This window comes from Nocardia jinanensis, from assembly GCF_014645735.1.
Taxonomy (GTDB): domain Bacteria; phylum Actinomycetota; class Actinomycetes; order Mycobacteriales; family Mycobacteriaceae; genus Nocardia; species Nocardia jinanensis.
This window is the reverse complement of sequence record NZ_BMMH01000013.1, coordinates 19,890-31,252: the sequence shown is the minus strand read 5'-3', so window position 1 is coordinate 31,252 and position 11,363 is coordinate 19,890. Positions and strand designations below refer to the sequence as shown.

Annotated in this window: 10 protein-coding genes; 2 read left to right on the top strand and 8 right to left on the bottom strand. The window is 67.2% G+C overall.

Annotated features, from left to right (window positions below; genetic code table 11):
• Nucleotides 1–14: 14 nt before the first annotated feature.
• Both IEY68_RS25715 and IEY68_RS25710 read right to left on the bottom strand, forming a co-directional pair.
• Entirely contained in the window at nucleotides 15–1,748 is a 1,734-nt protein-coding gene (locus IEY68_RS25715; protein WP_058856426.1) for a hydantoinase B/oxoprolinase family protein, read from the bottom strand.
• On the bottom strand, nucleotides 1,745–3,802 hold the full coding sequence (locus IEY68_RS25710) for a hydantoinase/oxoprolinase family protein (protein ID WP_058856427.1): 2,058 nt from the start codon (nucleotides 3,800–3,802) through the stop codon (nucleotides 1,745–1,747). The genes IEY68_RS25715 and IEY68_RS25710 overlap by 4 nt, the downstream gene beginning before the upstream one ends.
• A gap of 231 nt (nucleotides 3,803–4,033) precedes the next feature.
• Between IEY68_RS25710 and IEY68_RS25705 the strand changes: the two genes are divergently transcribed.
• A complete protein-coding gene (locus IEY68_RS25705; protein WP_058856428.1) occupies nucleotides 4,034–4,810 on the top strand; it encodes an IclR family transcriptional regulator in 777 nt (258 codons plus the stop codon).
• Nucleotides 4,811–4,864: 54 nt separating this feature from the next.
• On the opposite strand, the gene IEY68_RS25700 is transcribed toward IEY68_RS25705, so the two are convergent.
• From IEY68_RS25700 to IEY68_RS25675, 6 genes are all read right to left on the bottom strand, one after another.
• On the bottom strand, nucleotides 4,865–5,746 hold the full coding sequence (locus tag IEY68_RS25700; protein ID WP_058856429.1) for an ABC transporter permease: 882 nt from the start codon (nucleotides 5,744–5,746) through the stop codon (nucleotides 4,865–4,867).
• A complete protein-coding gene (locus tag IEY68_RS25695) occupies nucleotides 5,743–6,546 on the bottom strand; it encodes an ABC transporter ATP-binding protein (RefSeq protein WP_063916413.1) in 804 nt (267 codons plus the stop codon). The genes IEY68_RS25700 and IEY68_RS25695 overlap by 4 nt, the downstream gene beginning before the upstream one ends.
• A 20-nt stretch (nucleotides 6,547–6,566) precedes the next feature.
• Nucleotides 6,567–7,442, bottom strand: coding sequence for an ABC transporter permease (locus IEY68_RS25690; RefSeq protein ID WP_058856431.1), 876 nt, complete (start codon nucleotides 7,440–7,442; stop codon nucleotides 6,567–6,569).
• Entirely contained in the window at nucleotides 7,439–8,752 is a 1,314-nt protein-coding gene (locus IEY68_RS25685; protein WP_058856432.1) for a substrate-binding domain-containing protein, read from the bottom strand. The genes IEY68_RS25690 and IEY68_RS25685 overlap by 4 nt, the downstream gene beginning before the upstream one ends.
• A 55-nt stretch (nucleotides 8,753–8,807) precedes the next feature.
• Nucleotides 8,808–10,403, bottom strand: a complete 1,596-nt coding sequence (locus IEY68_RS25680; protein WP_058856433.1) for an AMP-dependent synthetase/ligase — start codon at nucleotides 10,401–10,403, stop codon at nucleotides 8,808–8,810.
• A 215-nt stretch (nucleotides 10,404–10,618) separates the two neighbouring features.
• A complete protein-coding gene (locus IEY68_RS25675) occupies nucleotides 10,619–11,212 on the bottom strand; it encodes a TetR/AcrR family transcriptional regulator (RefSeq protein ID WP_082681586.1) in 594 nt (197 codons plus the stop codon).
• Between the two features lie 62 nt (nucleotides 11,213–11,274).
• Between IEY68_RS25675 and IEY68_RS37175 the strand changes: the two genes are divergently transcribed.
• Nucleotides 11,275–11,355 (top strand): putative leader peptide, encoded by an 81-nt coding sequence (locus IEY68_RS37175; RefSeq protein ID WP_373293016.1) that lies wholly within the window; start codon nucleotides 11,275–11,277, stop codon nucleotides 11,353–11,355.
• Nucleotides 11,356–11,363: the final 8 nt, after the last annotated feature.

Here is an 11,363-nt window from a genome sequence, read left to right as displayed (position 1 = left end):
GATGCGGCGGGATATCAGGGGCGGGTGACCACGAGCTCGCCGTCCGCCCGTGCCGGATCCACCCGGATCACGACCCCGTAGTCCCGGACGGCCGCGGCAGCGGTGATGTAGCCGTCGTCGAGGTCGCTCTGGATATCGGCCAGCGGGCGGTCGGCCGGGGAACCATAGCCGCCCGCGCCCGCGCACTGGACCCGCAGCACCGATCCGGCGCGGACAGTGATCGGCGGTGTCTTACTGGACAGTTCGGTCACCGTCGCGTCGGGCGCGGTGAGTACGAATCGTGCCCGGGCGCCCGCCGCGCCACCGGACAGCCCGTAGGGGGCGCTGACGTCCCGGTCCGAAACGATGGTGACGGTGACGTTCTCGGTGAACTCGAGTTCGCGGGTGATGCCGTTACCGCCGCGGTGTTCTCCGGCGCCACCGCCGTCCACGGTCAGCCCGTAGCCGATGATGCGTACCGGATGCGCGCGCTCCAGCAGCTCGTTGGGGGTGTTGCCGGTGTTGCCGATACTGGTGCGCCGGGCGTGTGATCCGTCCGCGGTGACGTTTCCCCCCTGACCCGCCCCGTGTACCTCGTACATGATGGTGTCGTCGACTGTGTTCTCCCGCCCGACGAGCAGAACGGTGGCGCTGCCCGTACCCGCGGCCGGAACCCGGGCGGGTACGGCTTGCGCCAGACATCCCAGCACCACATCGGCGATCCGCGAGGATGTCTCGTGATTGCCCGAGACGACGGGCGCGGGTTCGGCGGGATTGACGATGGTTCCGTGCGGAGCCACGATGGTGACCGGCCGATAGGATCCGGAGTTCGAGGCGCTGGTGGGTTCGGCGATCGCCTTGAGCGCGAACAGCGTCGCCGAATGTGTCACGCCGAGCGGGCTGTTCATCCCGCCGCGCGATTGCGGGGCGGAACCGGTGAAATCGATCGTCACCTGGTCGTGCGTCACGGTGAGTGTGCTCTTGATCAGGATCGGTCCGGGGTCGAAGCTGTCGCCGTCGCAGACATCCTCGAATGTGTAGGTGCCGTCGGGGATCTCGGTGAACGCGGCCCGGGCCCGCTGTTCGCTGATATCGAGGACCTGGGCCATCGCCGATTCGACCGCGTCCGTGCCGTATCGCTCGCAGTAGTCGAGCAGCCGGCGCTCGGCGGCAACGCATCCGGCGTACTGGGATCGCATATCGCCCAGCCGTTCCGCCGGGTTGCGGACGTTGGCCGTGATGATGTCGAAGATCTCGGTATTGGGTTCACCCGCCCGGTAGAGCTTCACCGGCGGGATCCGCAATCCCTCACCATGGATATCCCTGGCGAGGGTGTAGTAGCTGCCGGGCGTCGGTCCGCCGATATCCACATAGTGGCCGCGTACCGCCGCGAAGCCGATGATCCGGTTCTCGGAGTGGATCGGCTTGGCCATGAAGAAGTCCGGCATGTGATTGTTGCCCTGGTAGGGATCGTTCTGCAGGAGCACATCGCCCGGGCGGATCGTCTCGGCGGGTATCCGGTCCAGGATTCCGCGCAGCGACATCGCCATGCTCGCGAGATGAATCGGGATATCGCCGACACCCTGCACGACGATATCGCCGCCGGGGTCGAGCAGCCCGCACGAGAGGTCACCGGCCTCCCGCCACAGGTTGGAGTACGCGGTGCGCAGTACGACGGCCTTCATCTCGGCCACCGCGGTGCGCAGACCCGAATCGAGCACCGACAGGGTGATCGGATCGAGCCGGGTGGGTTGCTGGGTGGTGGTCATTGCTGGCCCTTCAGATCGATCAGGAGATTGCCGTGGCCGTCGACGCGTGCCACCGATCCCGGGGGAACGACGACGGTCGTATCGGCCGAATCGACGACGGCCGCGTCGTCGAAGACGTCGCCGGGGCGCAGTTCCGCGCGCAGGTAACGGGGAACCGCGAGTGTCTCTGTCGCCGAGACGATCAGGTCCCGTGTGCCGGCGGGTACGGGCGCGGTCGGCATCGTGATATCGCGCGCCGGTAGAGAGCCATCGCTGAGCAGGCCGACTCCGGCGACCCGGGCGACGACGATATCGATCGGTTCGCTGTCCACCCGGAATCCGTTGGCCTTCTCGTGCATCGCATGGAACCGTTCGGCGACCGCCGCGTTCCACCCGGGCCGGGCCGGGTCTCCCACCGGCACGGTGATCGCCGTGTTCTGGCCCGCGTAGTGCAGATCGAGTTCGAGCACCAGGGAGCGCCCCTGGTCGGGCACGCCCTCCGCGGCCAGATCCGCGGCGGCACGCCGGGACATCGCGGCGAAGACCTCGGCGAGTGGGGCTTCGACCGCGGGGCCCAGCCGGCCGGTGAAACTCGCGGCGTGATTGTGCACGACATCGGAGACGACCAGGCCCACGGCGGAGAGCACCCCCGCGACCGGCGGGACGACCACGGTGGGGATGGCGAGTTCCCGCGCGATATCGGCGGCGTGCATCGGCCCCGCGCCGCCGAAGGCGTTCATCGCGAAGGTGCGCGGATCGTATCCCTTCCCGACGCTCATCGCGCGCACCGCGCCCGCCATGGCCGCCGTGCTGATCCGCCGGATACCCAGGGCGGTCTCGATGCCGGACAGTCCGAGTTCGCGTCCGAGTCGTTCGCACGCGGTGAGCGCCGCGGCCCGATCGATCACCACATCGTCGCCGAGTACCGTGCCGTCGGCGAGGATACCGAGTACGACATTGGCATCGGTGACCGTGGGCTGCTCGCCCCCACGTCCGTAGGCCGCGGGTCCGGGAAGAGCCCCGGCGCTGGCCGGACCGACCAGGAACTGCCCGCCGGAATCGATATGCGCGATACTGCCGCCACCGGTACCGATCGTCTCGATATCGACGGTCGGTACCTGAACGGGCAGATTCAGCGCGGACGAGTTCGTCGTCAGCGGGATCTCGTGATCGGAGACCAGGCAGACGTCGAAACTGGTGCCGCCCATATCGACGGTGATGAGGTTGCGCAGTCCGGTCTGCCGGGAGATCAGCCGGCTGGCCACGACCCCACCGCTCGGCCCCGACAACAGGAGGTTGACCGGCGTCCGCGCGGCCCGGTCGGGGGCGGTCACGCCGCCGTTGGACTGCATGATCCAGGTCCGGATCCGCGGGCTCCAACTCCCGACCCGCGTACCGAGGTCGGCGAGGTAGGGCGCGCAGACGGGTTTGAGGTAGGCGTTGAGCACGGTGGTCGATGTTCGTTCGTACTCCCGTACCTGGGGCATGACGTCGCAGGACAGCGAGATCGCCAGATCTGGTGCGACCTCGTGCACGATCTCGGCGGTGCGGCGCTCGTGGGTGTCGTTCAGGTACGAGTACAGGAAACAGACGGCGACACTGGTGATTCCGCGCGCCGCGATCGTGCGGATCGCGGTGCGCACGGCGTCCTCGTCGAGCGCGGTGACCACTGTGCCGGTGTGGTCGACGCGTTCGGCTACTTCGAAGCGATCCCGGCGGGCCACGAGCGGGGCCGGGCCGGTGTCGAGCAGGTCGTACAGGCTGTGCGCGGGACGGGTGAGCCGGCCGATCTCGAGGACATCGCGAAAGCCGTGCGTGGTGAGCAGGGCGATACGTGGGCCGTTGCGCTCCAGGCTCAGATTCGTCCCGATGGTCGTGCCGTGCACGAGGTCCCGGATATCATCGCGCTCCCTCTCCGGGGCCAGTTCGACCACCCGGGCCGCGGCGGCGAGGACCGCTGCCGCGGGATCGCCGCTGCGGGAGCTCACTTTGGCGCTGCTGACGAGGCCCGTTTCCTCGTCCCAGAGAACCGCGTCGGTGAATGTTCCGCCCGCGTCGATACCGATGCGCTTCACGTCGTACCCTTCGTCCGAGCTGTTGAGATTCCATCTGATGGAAAGAGAATCTGTACTATGGAAATAGATTAGGCGTCGGGTTTGCTGCCGGTCAACTGGAAGAAGTGGTTCCGGTGTCATAAGTTCTTGTACTGCGGAATACTTTTCCACTGAACGAACGCCTGGCTTCGCTGCAGAACAACCAGCTCGGAAACCGTCCCCGCTATCGGGACATCGAGCACGAGGAGGAACATGGCACCCGCCGAATCACAGGGAATGCTGTCGAAGGGGCTCGTCCTGCTCCAGACCCTGGGCGACCATCCGCGCGGCGCGACGGCCACCGATATCGCCCGCGCGACGACGCTGGCCGTCAGTACGGTGCACCGGCTCCTGCACACGATGGCAGAACGCGGATTCGTCAGTTTCGATCCGTCGGACAAGACCTACCGTCTCGGTGTCCGTGTCTTCGAACTGGCCACCAAGGTCTCCGGCGTGCTCTCCGTCGCCGAAACCGCCCGGCCGCTCATGCGGGAACTGAGTCGCCGGACGGGCGAGACGGTCCAGCTCTCGGTGCTGAGCAACAGCCGGGCGCTGTTCATCGAGAAGATCGGTACCGAGCACGCGGTCGGTATCCGCGGATCGGTCGGCGAGAGCGAACCGCTGTACGCGACCTCGACCGGCAAGGTTCTGCTCGGCCAACTCGATCCCGAACGTCTGGCATCGGTTCTCGACGAAGTCGCCCTGGACGCGTGGACCGCGAACACGGTGACCGACCGGGCGCGGTTGACCGCGGAGCTGGACAGGGTGCGCTCGGACGATTTCGCCACCGCGAACGAGGAGTTCGACCCCGGTGTCCGGGCGATCGCGGTTCCGGTGCGCAACGGGCGAGCGGAAACCATTGCGGCGCTGTGTATCTCCGCACCGGTGTTCCGTGTTTCCCAGGACCGCATGCTCGGCTGGCTGCCCGAATTGCGCGAGACGGCGGCGGCGATCGGTGTCCGGCTGCCGCTCAGCGCGGCGCTGTTCTGATCCGGTGAACCCGGGCAGGTGCGATATCCGGCCGCGCCCGCCCGGGTGGCCGGATCAGGGACTCCACCTCGTGACCCGGCCGACGAGCACCGCGACGAGTTTCATCGTCGCCAGCGCGAGCACCGAGAACACCACCGCGACGACGAACATCCGGTCGATCCGGGAGAAGCGCAGCGTATCGCTGAGCATCCATCCCAGACCCGATTGCAGACCGTACATCTCCGAGGCCAGCACACTCGTCCAGGCGACGAGCCCGGCGAACATCAGCGGCCCGCGTAGTTCGGGCAGGATCGCGGGAAGTACCACCCGGCAGTACAGCGACCGGTTCGACAGACCCAGTGTCCGCGGAAACTCGGTGAGTTCCGGCGCCAGATTCGCCACCGCGTTGACCACGGCGATCAGCACGATGAACGCGGCGGCGAAGACGATGAACACCACACTGGCCGTCGAGGTCGCACCGAACCACAGCGTGAACAGGGGCGCCATCGCGAGCGCGGGCAGCATACGCATCAACTCGGCCACACCGGATACCCCGAGCCGGACCGGACGCACCGCCGCGACCAGCAGGCCCAGGGCCATGCCGACCGCGACAGCGAGCACAAGTCCGGCGGCCACCCGTCCGGTGGTGATCAGTCCGTTGTAGACCAGGGCGGCCGCGGCGGAGACGGCATCACCGTCGCCCACCGCGGAGACGCCCAGCCCGCCCGAGTAGTAGTGGCCGAGCCCGGTGAAACCCTCGCGCGCGATGGTCACCAGCGAAGGCAGCACCCGATCGGCCTGGTCGTTCGCCGCCGCCATCACCCGGGCCGCCACCTCCCAGACCGCCAGCCCGACCACTAGTCCGACGAGGATGCTGTATCCGCTGGCCCGGGTGCGCAGCACCAGTTTCGGACGCCGGGTCGCCGCCGGTCCGCGCGTTGCGCCCGCCGCCGTCACGACTGCATCCTCGCCGGCGCCCGCAGCACCTCGAGCAGCCCGCGCCGGATCGTATCGGCCTCGGGGTCCATCCGGAGTCCGTCGTCGCGGGGGCGCGCGAACGGCAACTCGATATCCGCGCCGATCTTTCCGTCGGTGACCACCACGATCCGATCGGCGAGCAGCAGCGCTTCGTCCACATCGTGGGTGACGAAGACAATGGTCTTGCGCGTCTCGGCCCACAGCTTCAGCAGCGTGGCGTGCAATGTCGCCCTGGTGAAATAGTCGAGTGAGCCGAACGGCTCGTCCATGAGCAGGATATCGGGATCGTTGGCGAAGACCGCGCCGATGGCGACGCGCTTCCGCATCCCGCCGGACAGCTCTTTCGGCCAGGCGTTCTCCCGGCCGGACAGGCCCACCGCCGAGATGAAATGCTCGACACGCGGCTTCCATTCGTGCGCGGGGACCTTACGCATCCGCGGCCCGAAGGAAATGTTGTCGCGCACCCGCAGCCACTGCGGAATCGCGTCCTGCTGGAACACCATTCCCAGATTCGCGGTGGGCCCGGTGACCTCGCGCCCGGCCGCCCTCATCGATCCCGAGGTCGCCTCCTGGAGCCCGGCCATACACCGCAGCAGTGTGCTCTTTCCCTGGCCCGAAGGCCCCAGAATGCACAGGAATTGGCCGTCCGGGACTTCGAGGGAAAGTTTCTGCAGCGGCGTCACCGCCGCGGCGCCTTTCCCGAAGCGCACCGTGAGATCGGTGATATCGAATGCCAGGTCCAGGCGGGTGCCGCCGGTGGCGATCGGTTCTGTCGTCATCGTGTTTTCCACTCCTGTCGTCACTGCCAGCGGGTGAGGACCCGAATACCCCGGCGCAATACGAGGTCCAAGACGATCGCCACGACACCCAGGGCGATCGATAGCCCGAGAACACCGGAAACATCGCCCTGCCCGGCACGTAGCGCGATGAGGCGGCCGATTCCGATCTGCGAGCCGAGCAGTTCCACGGTCGCCTGAACCGCGATGGCGGTGGCCAAGGCGATACGCAGCCCCGACAGCACCGAAGGCAGGGTGCCCGGCACGAGGACGTAGAGGAACCGAGCGCGCGTGTTCAATCCCTGGGTCGCCGCGTACTCCTCGGACGACGGCGGGAGCGCCGCCGCGGCGGATTGCGCGACCAGGCCGACCGATACGAAACAGTAGAAGCCGACCAGCAGCATCTTGTTCAGATGCCCCTGCCCGAACCAGACCAGGAAGAACGGTGCCAGAACCAGTGCCGGGACCGCGCCGAAGACGAAGAACAACGGTTCGCAGGCGTTACGGATCCATTGGATCCGGGAACTGAGCAATCCCGCGGCCGCGCCGAGAACGCTTCCGGCCGCCCAGGCCACCACGGCCAGGCCGACCGTCCAGACGAGGTTGATCGCCACGCCGGGTGATCGCACACCGAGGTATCGCAGACCGGGGTCGTCGGCGAAACTGCTCGTGAAATCGATCCACACCTCCAGCGGCCCCGGCAGGATCGCGCGGGAAGCGACCCCCAGTGCGATGAGATGCCAGCCGGCGAGGAATACGACCACCCCCAGCGCCCGCCAGCCGAGTGCGCTGCCCAGCTGTCGTCCGCGGCGGGCGCGATCCGGTGGCCGGGGGCGACCCACGGAACCGGATGTGCCCGTGGCGTCCAGAGGCGCTGCGGCGTGGTAGGTGGTCGTCATGACGCATCGTTCGCGGCGGCGGCCATGCGATAGGCGTCGAGATAGTTACGCGCGTCGTACTGTGCTTTCGCCGCCCGTGTCAGCTCGCTGTCCGGTGCGGCGGCCAGGGCGGTATCGGCTTTCGCGCGATAGTCGGCGAGGGCGTGATAGATATGGCCGGCGATACTGAACTGGTCGGCGCGGTGGCCCTCGCCGATGACTTTCTGGGCGGCGAGTTCGGCGATCTGCGCTCCCGCCACCTTCTGGAAATTGAACGTGTCGTCACCATTGTCGTAGAAGGTGGCGGCGGATTCGAAATCACGCAGGGCGTACAGGCCGTCGAATGTGGCGGCGAGCTCTTCGGCCGTCAGCGCGGACCCGGTGTAGCTGTTGACGTAGTCCACGAAATCTTTCGCGGTGCCCACCGGATCGGCCTTCATATCGTCGATCAGGCGGTACACAACGCTGGTGAATCGCAGCAGAGTGTCCCAGTTCTTCTCCGCGTAGCCGGTCGTCGTCAGATAGCCGGAGAAGGTCGAACGCAGCGAGACGGTATCCGCGGCCGGCATATTGTCGATGACCTGCCGCAGGTCGATCAGCGGCTCCCAGCCGTCCATCTGCAATCGGACGATCTCGACCGCCCCGGTCGGCGAGACGAAATCCGCCTGACCGGACTGGGCGGCCCGGACGATATCGGGATTGCCGAGGTATTGAACGTTCCAGTCGGTCATGGAGCCGCCCGCGGTGCCGGTGATGAGGTTGTAGAAAGTAGGAGCCACACCCTGCCGCAGGATGACGTCGTGGCCCTTCACCTGGTCCAGCACGATCGATACCGCCTCCTCATAGGAGTGGCCCGATTTCATGATCTGGTCGAGGGTTTTGTATTTGCCTGCCGGAGCGAGAATCCGGTAGCCGTAGAACACATCGCTGATACCGAATCCCACGACATCGTCCACATTGTCGAGCTGCGGCGGAATGGCCGAGAGGTATCCGGAACCCACTTCGATCTGCTGGTTGATCAGCGGTGTCAGCGATCCGATCAGATCGGTCTGCGCGCCGTGCGGCGCCGGGTCGATGGAGATGCCGACCTGGTCGAAATAGCCCCGGGTGACTCCGGCGATCCCGAGCAATTCGTCACCGTAGGGGGAGAATCCCGCTTTCACCGTGGCCTCCGGGATCGTCTCGCCCGGCGCGGCCGCCGCGGCGGGCGGGACGAAAGGTGCGGCCCCGCTACCGGGACTGTCGAGTCCGGACGCGCACGCGGTGAGCATCGACACCGTGACCGCGGCGGCGAGTAACGCGCCGAGGCGACCACGTAAGAGCTTCTTCATCGTTCTCCTCTGTAGGGCGGGAATGCGTTTCCGGCGGAATATGGAGCCGGGGACTTCAGCTCGCGTGGCGCAGCGGCCGCCGGACGATCTCGATCACGCGGACGGAGTCGGGCGCGGTGCCCTGGTAGATGTCGTCGACCACGCCGCGCAGATGGGCCAGGACGGTGGGCCGTACGGTCTTTCCGCTCTCGGTGAGTTCGCCATCGGCCCGCGACAGTGCTCGGTCGACCACCGCGATCTTGCGAATGCGCTCCGGCGGTGACACCGCGGAATTGATCAGCCGCGCGGCGGACGCGAGCTCGTCGTCGTCGACGGTATGCCCGCCCGCGAGGACCAGTGCGATGAGATACGGCCGGTTGTCGCCTGCCACGACGACACCGTCGAGGCGACAGGTCTGCCGGAAGATGTTCTCGGCGTATTCGGGCGCGACGTTCTTCCCGGTGGAGGTGATGATGAGGTTCTTCTTCCGCCCAGTCACCGTGAGGTAGCCGTCGGAATCCAGATGGCCGAGGTCACCGGTGTGGAACCAGTCGTCGCGCAGTGCCTGCGCGGTCGCTTCCGGGTCGTCGAGATATCCCGCGAACATATTCGGCCCGCGCGCCAGGATCTCGCCGTCGCCGGCGATCCGGAGTTCTACCCCGGGCAGCGCGCGGCCTACCGTGCCCGGACGGTTCGCATGCGGTGTGGCGATGGTCAGGGCGGTCGAGGTCTCGGTGGATCCGTAGCCCTCGACCAGTGGGATGCCCGCGGCCGCATAGGCCGCGAGCAGTTCCGGTGCGATCGGCGCACCGCCGGTGAGGGCGTATATCAGCCGATCACCGAACATCGCGCGCAGTACCAGCGGATCACGGTTCGCCCGGAGGTATGCGCTCTCGAACAGCCGCGGCATTCCGGGAACGTAGGTCGGTCCGGTCTGGGCTATCTGCTCGAGGATCCGCGCGGTGTCGCCGTGGCCGTAGACGAGTTCGCCACCCGCAGCGAAGGTGGTCAACTGCTGTAGCCGCGCCGAGGCGTGTGCCAGGGGAAGGAAGACGAACGCGATATCCCGGTGCGCGAGTCCGTATTCGGGATGGGTTTCGGCGGCTACCGCCATGGTGACCACCGCCGCGAAATTGCCGTGGGTGAGCAGGCACCCCTTGGACTTCCCGGCCGATCCCGAGGTGAACGAGATGGAGTACAGGTCGTGCGGCCCGACGGTGGGGGTGGCTGCGGCACCGGTGTCGTCGCCAGCCGCCAACTCACCGAGGTCGCCGTCCTCGGCGCCGACACGTACGACGGCCGGGCCTCCGGCGTCCAGCCCGGGCACGATGTGCAACGCGTCCACGATGAGCAGAACAGGTCTGGTGCGCTCGACGATATCGAGTACCTGGGCGGGAGCGCTCGTGGGATATATCGGTACGAGCGGCGCGCCGAGTGTCGCCGCGGCGAGATCGATCACCGACCAATCGGCCCGGGTCCGCAACTGCACCGCAACCCGGTCGCCGTGCCGGACACCGAGTGCGCGAAGTGCCGCGGCTGTCGACCCGATCAGGTACCACAGTTCGGCGTAGCTGCGCTGCACCCAGTGCCCCGACGAGGTGAAACGCTGCGCGGGAGCGCTGTTGTCCGGCCGGATGTGCGAGGCGAGCAACGCGGGGATGCTACTGACCATTTTCCCACCTGATAGAAACGTTATCTACTACGTGGTAGAAGCCTAGGGCGGCGAATCGCGCCGGACAATCGTGAGCAGCATTTGTAACCCGCGATTTACACCGTGGTTCCCGGCGCAGCCGGTCACCCGGAGGTGATGTGATCCGCGGTTCGGCGCCGTGGGGTGCGTGAACGGACCGCCCGGAGGTGGGTGGCGACCCGGAATCCCGCCTGCGGTCAGGCGGGCGGGATGAGCCCGGCGGCCAGTGCGCGGCCGAGGTGTAGTGGTTCCACCGTGTGCTCGAGTTTAGAGCCGGCCAGGGCGCCGTCGTAGATCAATTGGATGCGGCGGGCGAGGCCGGCGGCGTCGGCGGCGCGGCGGGCTCGGAGCAGTTCGGTAAGGGTGTCGAGCATCCAGTGGCGATGGGCGACCACGGGCGCGAGCGCCTCGTCCGGGAATTCGGTGGCGGCATTGGCGTATTGGCAGCCACGGAAACCGCGATCCGGCGCGGACTCGAGCGCGAGGTCGAAGAAGGTGAGGATCCGATCGGCCGGATCGGAGATCTCGGCGGTGGCTTCGTTCCAGCGGGCGCGGTCGCGGCCGTCCAGGTGTTCGAGGTAGGCGATGACCAGCGCGTCCTTGGAGCCGTAGCTGGAATACAGGCTGGCCCTGGCCACTCCGGATTCGGCCAGGATCCGGTCGATACCGATCGCGCGGATACCGTGCCGGGCGAACAGGGTGGTCGCGGTATCGAGCAGGCGCTGCGCCGGCGCCGGTTTGCCGCGCCGCTCGGCGGATGCCGGTGCCGCGGACTCCGTTGTTGTGGCCACGTGTCCACCATAACCAGTTCTCGATATAGACAGATCGTTCTATCTATGGATAGTCTGTATCCGTGACCCGCAGCAACCTCACTCGCCGCCTGCACGTGGACCTCGTGCGCGTGGCCAATGCTGCCTGTCGTCACCGGCGCTGATCCGGCTC